The following is a 19,279-nucleotide window of genomic DNA, read 5'->3' as shown; positions in this document are numbered from 1 at the left end:
TTATGAAGAAAACAATCTATATGGCATTGTTGTTCGCCCTTGCGCTGACAAGCTGTAAGGAAGATGAACGCCTGATATTCAATGATAAGGCGCGGGTGGAATTGGTCAGTGAGGACAAGAATGCGCCGGCCGACTACTCTTACTCGTTCGTGTGGGGAAGTGATACACGGGTGCGTGACACCGTGTTTATTCCCGTGAGAGTCATTGGTGGAACGGCCAATAAGGATCGGCAGGTGATGTTTGAACAGGTGACCGAGTATAAAATCACCTACACCTACGACAAGTTGGGCAAGGTGCAAGACTCTACCGTGACCGAACTACCTAACAAAGCGGTTGCCGGCGTGCATTATGTAGCTTTCACCGATGCCGACATCCAGCCGCTGATGGTGGTTAAGGCCGGACGTATCAGAGACAATATCGGCATTGTAGTGCTGCGTGACGCCTCGTTGAAAACCGACAAAGTGAGGTTACGTCTGCGCCTGAAAGAGAATGCCGACTTCGGTTTCGGAGAGCGTCGTCTGCTGGAACGCACCGTTATTATCTCGGATAAGATAGAGCAACCGTCCACTTGGAACTACACCACAAAATACTACTTGGGCAATTATAGCATATCCAAGCACAAGCTCATGGTACAGGTCGTAGGAGACAAAGTGGACGACGCGTGGGTCAAGAAGATCAACGGGGAGAAGTCGGTTGCCATTTACTGGCGCGGTAAATTCATCGAAGCGTTGGAGGCATTTAATAACGATCCGGCCAATCAGGCTTCGGGAGCGGCACCACTGCGCGAAGATCCGACAGACAAGAACAGTCCGCTGGTGACCTTCCCCACAGGTATATAATTTCTTTTCTACAATCATCTTGAATGATGGGCACTGCCCATCGCCAATCTATAAACAAGAAATCTATGAAACGTATAAATATTTTTCTCGGCGGACTTGCTGCGCTTTTACTGAGCAGTTGCTTCTCGGATAAAAGCAATTATGATTATCTGCAGCCCGTCGACATCCGTGTAGAAGGGGTGGACGAAGCCTATACGGTGAGTCCTACGGGTGACAGATTACAAATCAACCCGAAGATTTATCCCGATAACCGACAATATGATTGCTTCTGGACAGTGGTTCCCGCATCGGCATCTTGGGGCGATAAGCCCGACACGATCTCACGTAATCGCAATCTGGATTATGCTGTCAACATGAACGTAGGTAGCTACAAGATGCGCTTTTGCGCAAAAGATCAAGAGACAGGAGTATTCGCTTACGAGGAATACAACCTCTATGTAACCACCGATATGGCAACGGGCTGGTGGGTGTTGAAAAGCGAAGGCGACAGCGCCGACGTCGATTTCTTTGCCGAAAAGAAAACAAAACTCGACGTGATACAGGCTGCCAATGGCCGCCACTTGCAGGGAACGGCAGTAGATCTGTACTTCAACTTCTCCTATTGGCGCTTTGACGAAGTGAACAAGAGGGACAAACGAGGCAATGCCGTGTTTGTAGCGAGTAGCAAGGACCTGATGGCCGTAGATTATTTTACGGGCAAAACCATCCTTGATTACGACGGACTGTTCATAGACAAACCCGCTAAACGCGAGGTACACGCTATGTTTGCGGGGCCCTCCGACGTACATGTCTACGTAGACAACACGGTCTACACGCTGTTCTTTTCACGTTACGACATTTACAAGCAGTTTATTCTGAAGTCGCTGGGTGACTATAAACTATCGCCTGTTCGGCACGCAGGCAATTCGCTGCCCCTGCTCTTCAACGAGAAGAATCGTTCGTTCTGCAGCGTCAGCCGTCAGTCTCCGCGTCTGGATTACTTCGCCGATGGTGTGCCTTCTTCTAAGAATATGGGAATGGATTTATTATTCATGGGCGGCCTCACCACATCCGCCTATACGCCCGGTGGCGTAGCGATGGCGCTCATGAAGAAGACAGACGAGGAAAAGTATTACCTGCTGACGCTGAACGGACAACCCAGTACCATGGATTTGAACCCCATCAGCAAGATGGAGGAAATCGACGCTTCGCTCAACGTTCTCAAGGCAAAATACCGCACACTGAACCAAAACAACAAGATTCTCTATTATGTAAAAGACAACAAACTCTGCACCTGCAACCTCGAGAATATGGCCGAGGCCGAACAGAATGTCAGCTGGCCGGCAGACGAGAGGGTAACTTACATGGAGTATCTGAAGTATTCGCCCTACGGACAAGACAGTTCGTGGTTCGATTATCTGGCCGTAGGCACCACTCGAAACGGCAGCTATAAGCTCTATCTTTACCCCGTCAGCGCGGGTGCGGTGAGCCCTGCCGTCAAGGTGATGGAAGGAAAGGGTGAGGTGAAACGTGCCAGCTTTATGAGTCAGACATCGAGCGGCACTTATACTTCTACCTTATTCTAAAAGCCAAGAACGATGAAAAGAATATTCTTAGCTATCCTTGGAGCGTGTCTTTGCCTATCGGCTACGGCGGAAGTCGTCATTCGTGGCACCATCAATCCCGAGAATGGAGAGCGGATAAGCCTTTATGCCGCAACGCCGTTTGCCGACAGCCTGTGCGCAACTGTGCAGGCCGACGCCACAGGTAGGTTTGTCTTGAAGGCCGCTTTGCCGCACAACGGGCTTTACATGCTTTCCGGAAAGGATAACGTGACGCATCCTATCTATCTGAAAGACGGCGAACAGGTAGCCGTGAAGTACTCGCATGAGCGGCTGAACGTACTCAGTGGATTAAGTCCCGAAGGCCAATGCTTCGCCGCTTGGGCTAATAAGAGTGCGGCCGTTCTGCTGCATGCGTATCTGTTCAACTACATTCCCGGTGGCCAAACGGTGGCCCCCGCTGTGTTCGTTCGTGAATTTAGGGCGTTGAAACAGGCTGCCGTCGCCATGAAACAGCAGCTCAAAGGCAACTCTGCGGCCGTCACCTTGCTGCGGCAGAAGATAGATATCGATTTGGCATTCTATGCTTTATCCTATCGCAAAAATCATATTGCTGACATAGAAAAGGGCTTTATCACCGCTGCCGACCTCGACGCCTACAAGCGACTGTTTAGCCGTGCCGACCTGTTGCGTCTGCCTTACGCCGCCGATATGCTCGTGGCGTATGTCGATTATCTGGCAGAACAGTATAACATTGCGCCCACCGATTATGCTGCCCGCCAGTCTTTGCTGGCCTCTCAGCCCCTCCGCGAGACTTATCTTTATCAGGTCGCAAATCGGCTGCAATACTATGAGAAGTACGAAGCGCTGCGCCATTCGGTGGAGAAAAGCCCGTTGTCCGATGCGCTCGTGCAGGCGTTCCGCCCCATCGAAGAGCAGTTGGCATGGTCGAAACCGGGCAGTATGGCGATCGATTTTGAAGGAAAGCGTCCCGATGGCACTCCACTCAAGTTGAGCCAGCTGCGTGGCAAGGTGGTTGTGGTTGACGTATGGGCCACTTGGTGTGCGCCGTGCATCCGGATGATTCCCTATTTCAAGCAACTCGAAAAGGAACTCGACACTCCCGAAGTCACCTTTCTCAGCGTCTGTGTAGGCACGTGGGTAGAGAATGACCGCTGGAAAGAACTCATCCAAAAGCATGAACTTACGGGCAATCTCATCTTCATTGATAGTTGGACGAAAGGTTTTGCGATTGATTATCATGTCACGGGCGTACCACGGTTTATGATTGTCGACAGCGAAGGTCGTATGGTATCGTTCGCTGCCCCCGCGCCTAAGTATCCCGAACTAAAGGCCATGATTCTAAAAACGCTGGGTCGCTCCGCTGCCTCTTGATAATGAAACATCATTCCGGTCGCCCCTGTCTGCTATTCCAAGCGGGCAGGGGCGGCTGTATTATTCAAACTATTGCAGTATCGGATGTATCTTCCGGAGATATTCAAAGACATCGTCGGCTCTTTTGAACTTGCCTTTCGACCGCTTTTCCACTATTTTTAGAAATGCGTCGTCATAGATGTTATGCAACGTCTGTCCAGAGAAATTGGAAACTGGACCAACAAAGACAATGCCGTCAATCCAGTCTTTCATTAGATTGTCCGGCCTGTAGGGCGAGCCTGCTTGCACATCTCCTCCCCAATCGCCAGGCCTTTTCGGGTTGGCATAATACTGCTTGATGGTGATCGAATTGAAAGCTCCACCCATGTCGAAAGCCACCGGCCGATTGCCATTCATCGCGAACGCACGGTCTATAGTCCCACCATCAATCTGCAACCAATGACCATGCTCATCCTTTTCGTAGCCGCCACTACCCATATAGGCTCCCCAAAGATTGACGATGAACACGTCGTCGGGATAACATTTCTTCAGTAAAAAGCCCGCACTTGGGAAATTATAATAACGTTCTTTATACTTTACGCCCCTTATTTGGGCCTGTGTATGTGCCGCTCCTGCATAAAAAAGCACATGCTGTTTCTTGACGATACAACCTCGGATGGCCGAAAACATATGGTCGTCACGTGAACCTGTATATACAAAATCTTCTCCGTCCATGCTCGCCTGCACATATTTGGGATCGAGCAGGATAATCTGTGTCTTGTGCTTAGGCGACTTCTGTTGGTTTGTTTCCCACACTGTTTGAAAAATTCTGACATACTCCAAATACGGATTGCCATAATTGTCTGGGGCATGCTGCAATATCTTGAGGACCAAATCTTCCCTATATGTGTCAGCTTTCAGGAAGTCGTTGACGATCTTCTGGTCGCTTTCATTACCAAACTCTAAGGCCAGAATGTCGACGTTCGTAAGGGTATCGTTGGCTATCTTGCGTAAAAAGCTGCACAAAAAGTCCGGATGCTCTTTGATCCAATGGTCTTCACCAACCGCGACAACGGCATGGGTGCGGAGTTTGTCGGCCAGATATGTCAGTGGTGCAATGCCGTGGCTTTTGACATAAGCATAATAATCCGCAGTTCTATCTTGGGCAGACAGGCTACCGACCAACATGTGGCATAAAAATAAAAGGAACGCAACTCTTTTCATCTGATAATTCTTTTAACGTGAATTGGATATAAGAAATTCTCTTAGAGACGTAAGAGTAAAATGTTTTTGTGACTTTATTAGGTGAAAAACAAATAAATATCCACTCCTATGGCTGATACAAATTTAATAGAAATATGTTGTATATTCGATGAATTCTGTAAATATTTTGCACCAAAACTAAAAAGCATATCGCGATTTTGTCAATATTCGCTCATCAAAAACGGTTCGATTTTTTGCTCCATCCAGCATTACGAAAGTCCAAAAAACAACATTTGGCGAACTGTTTTCATACTATGATGGAGCAGTTTTTCGTATTTTTTGCCCTAAAAGCTATGCTTTGAGTGCCTCAAAGCATAGCTTTTACATGGTAAAAGGGTCACGATTAGCAGCTCAAAGCAGCCCTTTTACAACATCAAAGCACTGCTTTGACAAGGTGTAATGCCCTTTTTGCAACCCTCTTTTTAAATAAATCATTGATAATCAGCGCATAACGTAAAGCCCATTTCTTTGCCGTTTTTCCCCGTCAATCCCTTTTCGTTTTCAAAAAACACGACTTTTTTCGCCGTTTTGTCAAGAAAATTCGCAGTGCTTTGTTTTGAAAAATAAGCAAGGTTATATTTACTAAGGTTTTCGTTTCTGTGTTTAGAAATGGGCTGGCGTGAGCCGAAGGGGCGTGATTTATCACGTCCCGCACAATCAAAATATATCTTGTTTAAGGCGATTTGACAAAAAACAGGTTACAACAGGAAGCAAACTCTATATCTGAATGTGCTCAATTACGCATTATATTGTTTTTGTGTTTGAGCGGAACATGATAAATCATGCCCTTACGGCTGGCGCTTGGCGACTGATTTATATTTACTAAGGTTTTCGTTTCTGTGTTTAGAAATGGGATGGCGTGAGCCGTAGGGGCGTGATTTATCACGTTCCGCACAATCAAAATATATCTTGTTTAAGGCGATTCGACAAAAAACAGGTTACAACAGGAAGCAAACTCTATATCTGAACATGCTCAATCACGCATTATATTGTCTTTGTGTTTGAGCGGAACATGATAAATCATGCCCCTACGGCTGGCGCTTGGCTACTGTTTTATCGGTTTTTTCGCCCGAAATCGGCCGGCACTTCGCCCCACTTCTTCGTTTCCCACTTAATGATAGGCGTGCGGAGAGGATGCGTGCGGAGCCATGCTTCGGCGCGTGCGATAATCTGAAAGAGAGGCTCGGTCTGTGGGTTGCGCGCCAACTTGGTCTTGCATTGCTTCTTGTTGACCCACAGAATGGCGTTGTAACTGTCGGAATAAATCACCTTGTCGTGTAGTCCCTGCTTCTCTAAAAGGGCCAGCGCGTGGACGATGGCCAGAAACTCACCGATGTTGTTGGTGCCTTGCATGGGGCCGAAGTGGAATACCTGCGCGCCCGTCTGTAAGTCGATGGCCTGATATTCCATCGGTCCGGGATTACCCGAGCAGGCCGCGTCTACGGCCCAAGCGTTGGCCTTCACCTCAGGAGGCAAAGGCAGCACGGTGTCGTTGCGCCAGTCGGGCGGATTGAGCATGTCGTTTTGATTAGCCATTTTCTATGATTAGAAAAATAAAAGCCTTTCTTATTGCCACAAGAAAGGCTTTTATCAACTGTTTTTATGTTCCTTCCCAATGCGGAAGGAGTCTTTTACATACGTTCGGGAACTTCGATACCGAGCAATGCCATGCCGTTCTTGATGGTCTTGGCAACGTTCTGCGCCAGTACGATACGGGTAATTTTCTCTTCCTGACTATCGGCATTGAGGATGCTGTAGTCGTGATAGAACTGGTTGAACAGCTTGGTCAGTTCGTAGCAGTAGTTAGCTATGCCGCTCGGACTGTAGTCTATACCGGCCTGTTCGACGGCCGCGCCAAACTCGCTGATCTTCTGAATCAGTTCTATTTCCTTTGCGTTGAGCTTTGTATCGGTGGCCAAAGTAGCGGGCAAAGCGATGTTGTCGGCTGCCGCCTTGCGCATGATGCTGCGAATACGGGCGTATGTATATTGGATGAAGGGCCCGGTATTGCCGTTGAAGTCGATACTTTCGGCCGGATTGAAGAGCATGTTCTTGCGGGCGTCTACCTTCAGAATGAAGTATTTAAGCGCGCCAAGACCCACCACGCGAGCTATCTCCTGCTTCTCTTCTTCGGTCATATCCTTGAACTTACCCAGCTCGTCGCTCGTCTTGCGGGCATCGTCTATCATGGTAGTAATCAAGTCGTCGGCGTCCACCACCGTGCCCTCGCGGCTCTTCATCTTACCATTGGGCAGTTCTACCATGCCATAGGAGAAGTGAACCAGCTCTTTGCCCCACTTGAAACCTAAGCGGTCGAGCAGCAGCGACAACACCTGGAAGTGGTAGTTCTGCTCGTTGCCCACCACATAGATCATCTTGTCGATGGGGAAATCGTTGAAACGCATTTCGGCCGTGCCGATATCCTGTGTCATATACACCGAGGTGCCGTCAGAACGAAGCAACAGTTTTTGGTCCAAACCTTCGTTAGAAAGATCTGCCCATACACTGTTGTCATCCTTTTTGAAGAAAAGTCCCTTGCTGAGACCTTCTTCTACCTTCTTTTTTCCCTCGAGGTATGTGTTTGATTCGTAATATATCTTGTCGAAGCCTACGCCCAATGCCTTGTAGGTTTCATCGAAACCGGCATATACCCAGTCGTTCATTTGAGTCCAGAGGTTGCGCACTTCGGGGTCGTTCTGTTCCCATTTCACGAGCATTTCGCGGGCTTCCTTGATGAGCGGAGCTTCACTTTTGGCTTTCTCGGCAGCCGCTTCTTCGTCCATTCCCTCACTCATGTATTGAGCTTTCAGCACGTCGCACTCTGCCTTATAGTGCTTATCGAAAGCCACATAGAAGTCGCCGATAAGATGATCGCCCTTCTTTCCGGCCTGTTCGGGTGTGATACCGTTGCCCCACTTCTGCCAAGCCAGCATGCTCTTGCAGATGTGAATACCGCGATCGTTCACGATATTGGTCTTCACAACCTTGTTGCCGTTGGCCTCCATAATCTGTGCCAAAGACCAACCGAGCAAATTATTGCGGACATGTCCTAAGTGAAGCGGCTTGTTGGTGTTGGGCGAGCTGTACTCAATCATCACTAATGGTGAGTCGGCCGTGGCCTTTTTCTCACCGTAAAACTCATCGGCATTGATAGCATTGAGCAATTCTACCCACGCCGTGTCGGCTATCGTGAGGTTCAGGAAGCCCTTCACGACGTTGAAGGTGGCCACTGCCTTGCAGTTGTTGGCAAGATATTGGCCGATCTCCTGCGCGGTATCTTCTGGTTTTTTCTTTGAAATCTTCAGGAAAGGGAATACAACCAAGGTCAGATTACCTTCAAAATCGCTACGAGTTTTCTGAAGTTGCACCATATCGGAAGGCACATCTTGACCATAGAGTTCTTTTATCGACGCGATAACAGAACTACTAATTTGACTTTCAATATTCATAGGGGAAGTTTAATTCGGTTATTATGATGCAAAGTTAGCGCAAAATGCGCTAACTCCAAAATAAATCACTTTAATTTTACCGCTCGGTAAACAGCACCTGCACGAGCGTTTGGCCCACGGCCTTGAGCGTATTCTTGTCGATATTACTCATATCGTCGGCCAAGGTATGCCATGTCGGGCCGAAGCTGCTCTGGCTGCAATCGGGATAATAGGGGATGATATCGATGGTCGGAATGCGTGCCACTTGGTTCACAGGAACGTGGTCGTCGGTGATGCCACCGCCGTTGCTGTTGGGGAAAAAGCTGCCATAGCCGGCCTGACGGGCCGCGCGCCACACCTTCCTGACAATCTCCGGTGCGTATTGCATCGACAGCTGCTCCCGATGGAACTTGGCGCCCACGCCGCCGACCATGTCGAGCAGAATGCCGTAGCGGGCTTCGTAGCCTTCGGGCAGGTGGGCACTCCAGTATTGCGAGCCCAAAGCCCACGAGTTTCCGTCATCGGCGACCGACGCCCACTGCGGCGTCCCCCAGTCTTCGGCGTCGAAACAGACGAAGTCGACACCCAGATTGGCCGGCAGCCGCTGAGCGTCGGTATGGAGCAGGCGGGCCAGTTCCAGCATGACAGCCACGCCGCTGGCCGCGTCGTTGGCCGCCAAGATGGGCTTCCGCCAATTGGCGGAGTCGGGGTCGTTGTCCGCCCAGGGCCGGCTGTCCCAGTGGGCGCAGAGCAAGATGCGGGTAGTGGCGGCCGGATTGTAGCTGGCCATGATGTTATGGCACCTCAACAGGGTGCCGTCATAGCCCTTCAAATCCATCTTTTGGCTCGTGGTCTTGCAGCCGAAAGCCTTGAAGCGACTGACAATCCAATCGCCGCAACGGTTGTGGCCTGCCGAATTCATGTCGCGAAAGCCGAAGTCGCACTGCGCCTGCGTGAAGGCGAAGGCGCTGTCGGCATTGAAAACAGGGCCTACCGGCTTCACCTTCTCCACCTCTTCCGCCTCTTCCACCATCGCCGTCTCGGCCTTCGACGCGTTATAGAAATAAGCGCCGCCGCCCAGAAGGCCTGCCGCCGCGAGTGCCAATATTGTCTTCATAGACTTTTTCATTACGATTTTCTTGTATTAAACATTCTGTACTTCTGCCATCACACGCAGCCAGTTGCCGCCCCATATCTTGCGGATGTCGTGCTCATTGTAGCGTTGCCGCAACAGCCGGATGGTGAATTGTATGAGTTCGGAGCTGTCGGCCAATCCGCGGATGCCGCCGTCGCCGTCGAAGTCGGTGCCAATTCCCACATGGTCGATGCCCATAATCCGGATGAAATGTTCCAGATGGGCCAGCGCGTCGTGGATGGTGGCTTCTCCATCCTGCCGCAAAAAGCCATGATAAAGCGTGATATGGGCCACGCCTCCCTTCTGCGCAAGGGCCCGCAGTTGGTTATCGGTCAGATTGCGGGGCACGTCGCACAAGGCTTTCGAATTGCTGTGACTGCAAACGATGGGCACGCGACTGATTTCCAAGGCGTCGTAGAAGCTCTTCTCGGCGCCGTGGCTCAAGTCGACCATCACGCCAAGGCGGTTCATCTCCTGTATCACCCGTTCGCCAAACGGGCTCACGCCGCCATGTGTTTGGCAGCCACGGGCACTGTCGCAAATATCGTTGTCGCCGTTGTGGCATAATGTCATATAGACGATACCGCGTTGCTTGAACCGTTCCAGATTGGCCAAATCATGTTCGATGGCCAACCCGTTCTCTATGCCCAGCATGATGCTTTTGCGTTGGTTGCGCTTATTTTCATACAAGTCTTGGGGCGTTCGCGCGATTCCGATGTGTGTATGATTGGCATTGACAATCTCTTCTATCTTATCGAATATGAGGTCCGTATAGGCCGCCGGCGTGACATTCAACTGTCCTCCGCTATCTTGAGTCATGTATTTTTGTGCCAGCAAGGGGTTGTGGTCGGCTATTCCCCTCAGGTCTATCTTGGAAGAGAAACTTTCATCCGGCTGCGGCTGCGGCAGATAAGCCACCATCGTGACGGCATCCTGGCGTCCGTCGGTCATCTTGTGCAGGTCGTAGAGAATGCGGGGGTCGCGATGGGCGAACTCAACACCTTGGGGAAAGAACATCGGCGTATCACAATGCGTGTCGAGTGTCAGCACCCGGTGGTGCACAGCCTTAGCATTCGCGAAGTCGCCGGCTTTGCTTACGAGCCACTCAAACAGCTTGAGTCCATCCTCTTCGAGCCACTCCGGATGCCATTGCACGCCCACGATATCCTTAAACTCGCTGCTTTCCATAGCTTCGATAATGCCGTCCGGGGCCTGTGCCGTCGCCTTGAAACGTTTTCCACAGTCGGCGACGGCTTGATGATGGAAAGAGTTGACGAAGAGATGGTCAGTCCGGTAGAGTTCAGCCAACAGGCTACCGGTCTCCAACGAGACCATGTGGGTGGTTTCGTTGCGGGCCGCGTCCTGGCTATGCTTGATACGATAAGGCACGGCGGCATGTTCGGGGGCTGTCGAATTGATGTCTTGCATGAGTTTTCCACCCAACGCCAAGGCCAACGTTTGCATGCCCCGGCATATACCGAGCATGGGAATCTGCCGGTTGTAAGCCAGTCTGACGGTCATGAGTTCGGCCAAATCACGCTCTTTATTGATATTGCCAAGCGCACATTGGGGCTGCTCACCGCCCCATAAAGGATTATAATCGGCCCCTCCGGTAAGGATGAGGCCATCCAACCGGTCTAATGTATTGATGATAACCTCAGGATCGGCAATGGGAGGCAGCACAACGGGGACGGCACCGGCTGCCATTACTTGTTTGTAATAGCGGTCGCGCAGCGTAATATCTATATCACTATAATTAGCGGTAAGGCCAATAATCGGACGACAATTGGCTTCTGGAAATGTCGCGTAAACAGACCTTAAATGCGACTCTAAATCAAATGTTTCCATAAGAAATCCCTCCTAACAGAGGGCTAATACGAAGCTTTATCTATCTGTAATCACCACCGGAATCTCACGTTTAATACTTTGTTCCAGCGAAATAAGGGTTTCGGTGCTCACCACGCCAGGTATTTCCTGCAACCGGCCGTTGAGCAAATTCATCAGTTGTTCATTGTCCTTGGCGTAGAGCTTCACCAACATGGTGTAAGGACCGGTCGTGAAATGACATTCTACCACTTCGGGAATCTGATCCAAGCGTTCTACCACATCTTTATACATACTGCCTCGCTCCAAGTTCAATCCCACATAAGTGCATGTCGAATAGCCCAAACTCTTGGGGTTGATATCAAATCCGCTGCCTGTAATGACGCCTCCTTCCACGAGGTGTTGTACACGTTGATGAATGGCGGCGCGTGATACATTGCACTCCGCAGCTACATCCTTAAATGGGATGCGTGCGTTTTTTGAGAGTATGTTTAGGATTTTTTTATCCAGATTGTCAATCTTATCCATGTATAAATAATGTTAGGATTCAATGCAGGAGATTAAATGAATGAAGCAAAAATAGAGATTATAAATGATATAAACAACAAAAATGCGCAAAAAAACTTTCGTTTTCCGCGCATTTTGTCAATTTCAATTATTTAAGTTTTACTTATTTGCTTTTTCAGCAGGCTTCTCAATACCCACTAACTCTACTGTGAAAATCAAAGTTGAATAAGGTTTGATCTGTCCGGCTTGTCTATTGCCATAAGCCAGTTCTTGTGGAATATAGATTTCCCACTTACTGCCAACCGGCATCATCATAAGCGCCTCGGTCCATCCCTTGATCACTTCGCCACAACCAAAGGTCGTCGTCTGTGGATTACGCTTGTAACTACTGTCAAATTCAACACCGTCAATGGTTTTTCCGGCATACTTCACGGTCACCCGATCCGTCGCTTTCGGCATGGGGCCGTTACCGGCCTTTATCACCTTATATTGCAATCCGCTGGCCGTTGTCTTCACATCGGCCTTGGTCGCATTGTCCTTCAACCATTGTTCGTTGCTCTGCTTATAGGCGGCAGAAGCGGCTTCGGCTGCAGCTTCGACAGCCGAACGGAACATTTTGTCGGCTGAATCTCTTTGCAAGAGAGTCGGTTTCGCTGAAGCGGCGGTTAAAAAGGCCTCGTCGAAAATCTTCGTATTCAAGCTAACCGAAGCCGCACTCAAGTCTTGGGCCATCTTTTCTACTTGCGGAGCAATCATTTGCGCTACGCGTAAACCAGCCAGATAGGCGTCAAATTCTTTGTCACCCATCTTAACACGAGCCTCCGCAAAGCCCCTATTGAAAGCCTCCATGTAGTTGGTATCTACTTTTAGCTGCTGCTCCAGAAACGGACGCAGGCCATTGGTCATGGTAACGCCGGCGGCATAGCTCAACGAATCTGCCTTTGTTACAAGCTTCAACTCCTTTGATTTCTCGGGTAGTTTTACTTTTTTAATATCCTTGGCCTGCAGTCCAAGCTGGGCAACGGCCAAGGATAATATCAGAAAAACAAAAAACTTCTTCATCTACAGAAAAGTCTTATTTCACTTCAAGCAATTCGATCTTGAAGATCAAAGTAGAGAATGGCTTGATTTGACCGGCCTCACGCTCACCATAAGCCAAGTTCTGGGGTATATAAACTTCCCATGAAGAACCAGCAGGCATATGTAACAAAGCTTCGGTCCAACCTGGAATTACCTGGTTGACACGCATGGTAACCGGCTTCTTATTGGTATAAGAGCTGTCAAAAACCTTACCATCGATAGTTTTACCTTCATAGTTAACCACTACCATAGACGTATCTTTAGGCATTGGGCCATTACCCACCTTGATGACTTTATACTGCAAACCAGAGGGCATGGTCTTTACACCCGGCTTCTTGGCATTGTCTTTCAGGAACTTTTCGCCGGCGGCCTTGTTGGCGCCATATTGCTTCTCCATGGATTTAGCTTTGATTTGCGACATCTTTGTTTGCGCAATCTTCATCGCCTCTTCCATTGTCATCTTCACCGTACCTTTACCTGTTGTACCTGCAGCGAAACCGGCAAGGAAGTTCTTCAGAGAAATACTCTTTGTAGAGTCTGCGCCGAACACCTCGGAATTAATGCCCTTAACCATCTGGTTAGAGATTTGCTGACCAATCTGAATACCGGCATAGTAAGCTGCTTTCTTCTTATCGTCACCTGCTGAAGCGCCAACATTCAAACCTTTGATAAACTCATCCATGTAAGTCGTGTCGATCTGCATACGACCAACGAGATATTCTTTCAGACCTTGTGTCTGTGAATAGCCCATGGCATAACTCATCGAGTCGACATCATTCTTCAAATCAGCCTTAGGGGTTGAATTGCCGCACGACATAAAGGTTACGGCAGCGATAGCCATTGTGGCTACAATTACAAGTTTTTTCATTTATTAAGCGTATGTTTTAATGATTATTGTTCGTTGTTACTTGACAGCCAACAGCTCTACGTCGAAGATGAGCGCTGCGTAGGGAGGAATACTTTGGCCTGCTCCTCGCTCACCGTAAGCCAGGTTGTAAGGTATGAAGAAACGATATTTGGCTCCTTCTTTCATGAGCTGCACGCCTTCAGTCCAACCGGCTATCACCTGATTCAAGCCAAAAGTAGCGGCCTGTCCGCGTTGGTAAGAACTGTCGAAAATCTGCCCGTTGATCAGCGTACCTTCATAATGACACTCCACCTGATCAGTTGCTTTAGGCTGTTTACCCGTCCCTTCTTTCAATACTTGATATTGCAAGCCGCTGGGGAGCACGACAACACCTTCTTTCTTGGCGTTCTCAGCCAGGAAGTTTTCACCTTCAGCCTTGGCTGTACCAGCCTGCGCGGCTTGCTTTTCTTCAAAGAATTTATTAACGATGGTTTGCGCTTCACTGTCAGAGAGCTTGAGTTCCGCGCCTGCGATAACATCCTTAATGGCTTGCGCGAAATCATCGGCTACGATTTCCGTCGCACCCATCTGCGACAGTTGCCGGCCAATACCGAGACCTAAAGCGTAACTTACTTTATCCATAAAATTTATTTAATAATTATAAATCAACTATTTTAAAATCATGTTTTAAAACGCTGCAAAGATAATTTAATTATTGAACAGAACAAAATAAATTAATCTATTTTAGGCATAGCACCGATATGGCTATCACAAAAAAATCGTATTTTTGTCTTTATCAATACTTATACTTATGAAAAAGCTTGTTTTTCTTACCGGTGCCGGCATGTCGGTTGAAAGCGGTTTCAAGACATTTAGAGGCGCAGATGGACTCTGGGAGAATTATCCCGTCGAGCAAGTGGCTTCACACGAAGGCTGGGAAGCAGACCCGACACTTGTCACCAACTTCTACAACACGCTCCGCAAAAAGCTCTATCAGGCTCAACCCAACGAAGGTCATCGTCTCGTGGCCGGTCTGCAAGACTGCTTCGACGTGACGGTCGTCACGCAAAATGTAGACAACCTGCACGAGCGGGCCGGTTCGGAGCATGTCATCCACTTGCACGGCGAACTTACGAAAGTCTGCTCCAGTCGTGATCCTTATAATCCCAAGTACGTCGTCGACCTGACCGAAGACAACTGTCAAGTGACACCGGGCAGTCTGGCTGCCGACGGTTCGCTGCTCCGTCCCTATATCGTTTTCTTTGGAGAGAGCGTCCCTATGATCGAACCGGCCGCACAACAAGTGCAGGAGGCCGACATCTTCGTCGTCATCGGCACCTCGCTCAATGTCTATCCGGCCGCAGGACTGCTACGATATACACGTCCGGGCGTACCCGTTTATCTGATAGATCCCGACCCCATCATGGCCAACAGCCGTCAGCAAGTGCGTTTCATACAGCAAGGCGCCAGTCAGGGCATGCGCGAACTGGCAGACATCCTCCGACGGCAACGCGATTGATACCACTCGGTCATAAGTCGTCTATCAGCGCGGTACTCTTGGCGTAGGCCGTACTCTTGGCCTCGAAGAAGTCTGTCTTCACCATATTGGCATTGGAATACTGGCTCACCCACTTCATATTCTCAGGTTCCTTGCGGTTGTCTTCATACAGGAAACCGAAGCCGAGGCCCGACCAACGCAGGTTGCCCAGATAGCGGATGTAGTCGGAAACCATCCGGCGGTTGAGTCCCTGCACGTCGTCGCCGATGACATACTGGCCCCAAGCTATCTCCTGACGCACACCTTCGCGCATCATGTCTTCATAAACCTTCACCTTCTCGGGCGTGAACATATCGGGTTCCTCCTTCTTCAGTTCCAGAATGATACTGCGGAAGAGCCACAGATGGGTGTTCTCGTCACGGTTGATGTAGCGTATTTCCTGTGCCGAGCCCGACATCTTGCCGTTGCGGCTGAGATTATAAAAGAACATGAAGCCGCTGTAGAAGTAGATACCTTCGAGGATGAAATTGGCAATGAGTGTCTTCATCAGGCTGAACTTGTCGCGCTTCTCGTGGAACTCGTTGTAGCAGTCGCCGATGAACTGATTACGTCTGAGCAGGTGTTCGTCGGTTTTCCATTGATAGAGAATGTCGTTGCGCTCCTCCGGACTGCAAATTGTGTCGAGCATATAGCTGTAGCTCTGACTGTGCACACATTCTTGAAAGGCCTGAATATGCAGGCAGAGGTTCACCTCATTGGCAGTGATATACTCGCTCACGGCCGGCAGATTGTTGCTTTGCAGCGAGTCGAGGAAGACCAGAAAACTCAATATCTTGTCGTAGGCCGTGCGTTCTGCCCGGTCCAGCCGCGGATAATCCTTGAAATCCTGCGACAGGTTAATCTCTTCCGGAATCCAGAAGTTGTTCATAGCCTGCCGATACCAGTCGCTCACCCAGGCGTATTTCATATTGTTGAAATCGTTCAGGTTGGTCGTATTGCCACCTATCATTCTTCTCAAGCGCAGGTCGATGTCGCCCGACGGATTGAAAAGCGTATTTCTTTTCAGTTGATTTTCCATTGTTTCGTTTTTTTAAAGTTCGGTAGTTGAGGATTACGAAGCGCAGCTCTCGCACTCTTCTACCTCCAACGATTTGCTTCGCACGTAGTAAATAGTCTTCACGCCGCTTTTCCAAGCCAAGAGATAGAGGTCGAGCACCTGGCGCATGGTGAAGTCGTTGGTGATATAGAGATTCATGCTTTGGGCCTGGTCGATGTGACGTTGGCGGACACCTGCTGCCCTGACGCTCCACTTCTGGTCAATCAGATAGGCGCTTTTGTACATCCAGTAGGTCTCGTCCGACAGTTCGGGCGCCACACGCGGCAGCATGCTTCCTTTCTTTTCTTCCAGGAAGAAGCGTTTCATGACAGGATCCAGGCCTGCCGTCGTGCCGGCGATGATGCTCGTGCTGCTCGTCGGCGCCACAGCCAGCAGGTAGGCGTTGCGCATGCCTTGGCGGGCCACGGTCTCGCGCACGGCCTGCCATTCGGGGCCGGTATAGCCGCGTTTGTCGAAATAAGCGCCCGTCTGCCAGTCGCTACCCTCGAAAAACTCGTAGCTGCCTTTCTCCTTCGCCAGTTCCGAACTGGCCAAAATAGCCGCCCGGTTGATGGTTTCGAACACCTTATCCATCAACGTCAGGTGTTCGTCGCTCTCCCACTTGACGTGCCGTTTGGCCAGGGCGTGGTGATAGCCGCTGACACCCAGGCCGATGGAATGGTAACGCCGATTGGTGATGCGGGCGTAAGGCAAGGGGTAGAAGTTGAGACTGATGACGTTGTCAAGGGCGCGGACCACCGTGGCAACCTTCTCTTTCATCTGCTCCTCATCTTCCAGTGGCAGACGACCGAGCGACAGACTGGCCAGGTTGCACACCACAAACTCGCCCGGACGGGTGGTCGTCACCACCACCGTGTCGCCGTCCTTGGTCTCCACCGTCTTTGAAACGCTCTCAATGGGGGCCATGTTCTGGGCTATCTCCGTACAGAGGTTGGAACAGTAAATCATGCCTTTGTGGCCGTTGGGATTGGCACGGTTCACCGTGTCGCGGTTGAAAGTGAACGGCGTTCCGGTCTCGACGGCCGACCGCAACACCAGCCTCACGATGTCCTTCACGCTGATGACGCGGCGCGAAAGCCGGTGATCGCGCACGCAGTCGAGATATTTCCGTTCCCATTCCTCGCCGTAGCAGTCCTCCAGACAATAGCCTTTCAGCCGCATGATTTCGTTCGGGCAAAAGAGATGCCAGTTCTGGTTGAGGTCTTCTTCGGCCATCCGCCAGAAGAGATCGGGATAACACACGGCCGGAAAGATGTCGTGCGCCTTCATGCGGTCGTCGCCATTATTCGTGCGAAGTTGCAGAAACTCGGGCAAGTCCTTGTGCCACGCGTCCAGATAGACCGCCACGGCTCCCTGACGCATGCCCAACTGATCTACGGCCACAGCCGTATCATTGACCAATTTCATCCACCGGATGACGCCGCCAGCCACGCCTTTGAAGCCGCGGATGTTGCCGCCCGTGGCCCGTACCTTGCCAAAGTACAGGCCCATGCCGCCTCCGAACTTGCTCACTTGCGAGAAGTTGTCCAGACTGCGGTAGATTCCGTCTAAGCTGTCGGGCACGGTGTCGATGAAACAACTCGACAGCTGATGATTGGGTTTGCGGGCGTTGGAGAGCGTCGGTGTCGCCATGGTCACCTCCAACCGGCTCAGCAAATCGTAGATACGCCCCACCCACATGAGCCGCTTGTCTTTTCGCTCGGGCATGGCCAGGTGGAGCGCTATGCCGAGAAACATCTCCTGCACGCGTTCCAACGGCTTGCCCGCGTAGGTCTTGATGACATAGCGCTTCAGCAACAGGTCGAGACCGGAATAGTTCAGCAGCTTGTCGCGCTCAGGACATAGCAGTGTCGCGGCCTCGTCGATTTCTTCTTCCGTATAGTTCTCCAGGATATAATCGCCGTAGAGGCCTTCCGCCGTCAAGTATTTCAGTTTGGCATAGAAACCGTCGATGGCCAGTTCTTCCTCCAACGAGCCGACTTTCTGCTCGGCATAATAAGAAAGTATGCGCGCGGAAATCATCTCCCAGGCCGGCGCCTCGGGTGTCGTCAGTTCTACGGCAGCCTTGATGAGGGCTTCGATGGCCTCCTTGCGGGGCATGCCCGGCTTGCAGAAACTCGCGAACTTCTCTTGCAGCGTGACCATGCTGTAGGCCCGTTCGCGGTATTCGCGGGCCACCTCGTGCAGCACGTTGGCCAGCCGACTGTCACCGACGGCAGCGGCAATCTCGTTGACAGCCTTGCGCTGCTCGTTCCGCCGGAAGCGGAAAAGGATGTAGTTCTTGGCTTCCTCGTAGTAGCCGTGTGCCATGAGACACTTCTCCACTTGATTCTGAATATCCTCTACTGTGCGCAGGGTCGGATTGTCGGTAATGAGCTGCTCCACTTCGGCTACCATTTCGGCTATCTCCGCGTCGGAAACCTCCTTGTCTGTGCTGCCGAAACTCTTCCGTATGGCTATGGCTATCTTTCTGTTATTGTAAACTTCCGCTTCGCCATTGCGTTTGATTATTTCCATTGCTATTGCTTATAAGTTTTCCATTTTTGTACACTTTCACTCGAATCTCTTAATAAGGCGTTATGTATAAATATCAAATAATCAATAAGTTACAAGTAAGTGCTATTAAAAGAATTGGCAAAGTTAATAAAATAATATTATAAAAAGTTATCCAAAAAGAAGTATTTTTGAATGTTTTGTACTTTTTATATTAATCATACGCGCAGATGGAATAACCCCAAATCTCGGGTCAGTAGAAAATTAGTGGGGACAGGTTTACAAGTGACAAAGCTAATAAAAGAGCTTTCATGCAGTTTTAGGACATAAGGA

General features: G+C 50.1%; 15 protein-coding genes. 4 read left to right on the top strand and 11 right to left on the bottom strand.

Features of this window, described 5'->3' with window-relative positions:
- The first annotated feature begins 2 nt into the window (after positions 1-2).
- The 3 genes from JHU38_RS06120 (at position 3) to JHU38_RS06110 (ending at position 3,775) form a co-directional block, all read left to right on the top strand.
- Complete coding sequence (locus tag JHU38_RS06120; RefSeq protein WP_107582029.1) at positions 3-839, top strand: DUF4843 domain-containing protein; 837 nt, start codon at positions 3-5, stop codon at positions 837-839.
- 65 nt (positions 840-904) lie between these two features.
- Entirely contained in the window at positions 905-2,404 is a 1,500-nt protein-coding gene (locus JHU38_RS06115) for a PKD-like family lipoprotein (RefSeq protein ID WP_158267302.1), read from the top strand.
- A gap of 12 nt (positions 2,405-2,416) precedes the next feature.
- On the top strand, positions 2,417-3,775 hold the full coding sequence (locus JHU38_RS06110) for a TlpA family protein disulfide reductase (RefSeq protein WP_107582027.1): 1,359 nt from the start codon (positions 2,417-2,419) through the stop codon (positions 3,773-3,775).
- 69 nt (positions 3,776-3,844) lie between these two features.
- Here the strand turns inward: JHU38_RS06110 and JHU38_RS06105 are convergent, their stop codons facing one another.
- The 9 genes from JHU38_RS06105 to JHU38_RS06065 all read right to left on the bottom strand — a co-directional run bounded on the left by JHU38_RS06105 (position 3,845) and on the right by JHU38_RS06065 (position 14,480).
- Complete coding sequence (locus JHU38_RS06105) at positions 3,845-4,978, bottom strand: hypothetical protein (protein WP_146157011.1); 1,134 nt, start codon at positions 4,976-4,978, stop codon at positions 3,845-3,847.
- A 1,092-nt stretch (positions 4,979-6,070) separates the two neighbouring features.
- Positions 6,071-6,553, bottom strand: coding sequence for an RNase H family protein (locus tag JHU38_RS06100; protein WP_107582024.1), 483 nt, complete (start codon positions 6,551-6,553; stop codon positions 6,071-6,073).
- Between the two features lie 95 nt (positions 6,554-6,648).
- The gene (argS, locus tag JHU38_RS06095) at positions 6,649-8,466 is read right to left on the bottom strand and encodes an arginine--tRNA ligase (protein ID WP_107582023.1); all 1,818 of its coding nucleotides are present in this window, start codon (positions 8,464-8,466) and stop codon (positions 6,649-6,651) included.
- A gap of 76 nt (positions 8,467-8,542) precedes the next feature.
- Positions 8,543-9,574 (bottom strand): M28 family peptidase, encoded by a 1,032-nt coding sequence (locus JHU38_RS06090; RefSeq protein ID WP_107582022.1) that lies wholly within the window; start codon positions 9,572-9,574, stop codon positions 8,543-8,545.
- Positions 9,575-9,589: 15 nt separating this feature from the next.
- The gene (locus JHU38_RS06085) at positions 9,590-11,428 is read right to left on the bottom strand and encodes a membrane dipeptidase (protein ID WP_107582021.1); all 1,839 of its coding nucleotides are present in this window, start codon (positions 11,426-11,428) and stop codon (positions 9,590-9,592) included.
- 36 nt (positions 11,429-11,464) lie between these two features.
- On the bottom strand, positions 11,465-11,932 hold the full coding sequence (locus JHU38_RS06080) for an Lrp/AsnC family transcriptional regulator (protein ID WP_107582020.1): 468 nt from the start codon (positions 11,930-11,932) through the stop codon (positions 11,465-11,467).
- A gap of 138 nt (positions 11,933-12,070) precedes the next feature.
- Positions 12,071-12,973 (bottom strand): FKBP-type peptidyl-prolyl cis-trans isomerase, encoded by a 903-nt coding sequence (locus JHU38_RS06075; protein ID WP_107582019.1) that lies wholly within the window; start codon positions 12,971-12,973, stop codon positions 12,071-12,073.
- 13 nt (positions 12,974-12,986) lie between these two features.
- Positions 12,987-13,859, bottom strand: coding sequence for an FKBP-type peptidyl-prolyl cis-trans isomerase (locus JHU38_RS06070; protein WP_107582018.1), 873 nt, complete (start codon positions 13,857-13,859; stop codon positions 12,987-12,989).
- A 36-nt stretch (positions 13,860-13,895) separates the two neighbouring features.
- Positions 13,896-14,480: an FKBP-type peptidyl-prolyl cis-trans isomerase gene (locus tag JHU38_RS06065; RefSeq protein WP_107582017.1), complete on the bottom strand. Its 585-nt coding sequence runs from the start codon at positions 14,478-14,480 to the stop codon at positions 13,896-13,898.
- 169 nt (positions 14,481-14,649) lie between these two features.
- Between JHU38_RS06065 and JHU38_RS06060 the strand changes: the two genes are divergently transcribed.
- A complete protein-coding gene (locus tag JHU38_RS06060; protein ID WP_107582016.1) occupies positions 14,650-15,357 on the top strand; it encodes an SIR2 family NAD-dependent protein deacylase in 708 nt (235 codons plus the stop codon).
- A 10-nt stretch (positions 15,358-15,367) separates the two neighbouring features.
- On the opposite strand, the gene JHU38_RS06055 is transcribed toward JHU38_RS06060, so the two are convergent.
- Together JHU38_RS06055 and JHU38_RS06050 are read right to left on the bottom strand one after the other, a co-directional pair.
- Positions 15,368-16,414, bottom strand: a complete 1,047-nt coding sequence (locus JHU38_RS06055) for a ribonucleotide-diphosphate reductase subunit beta (protein ID WP_107582015.1) — start codon at positions 16,412-16,414, stop codon at positions 15,368-15,370.
- Between the two features lie 33 nt (positions 16,415-16,447).
- A complete protein-coding gene (locus tag JHU38_RS06050; RefSeq protein WP_107582014.1) occupies positions 16,448-18,970 on the bottom strand; it encodes a ribonucleoside-diphosphate reductase subunit alpha in 2,523 nt (840 codons plus the stop codon).
- Positions 18,971-19,279 lie beyond the last annotated feature (309 nt).

The organism is Prevotella illustrans, assembly GCF_017426725.1.
In the GTDB taxonomy this organism is placed as follows: Bacteria; Bacteroidota; Bacteroidia; order Bacteroidales; family Bacteroidaceae; genus Prevotella; species Prevotella illustrans.
Note: the sequence above shows the minus strand (reverse complement) of the source record. Positions and strands in the feature narration are given on the sequence as shown.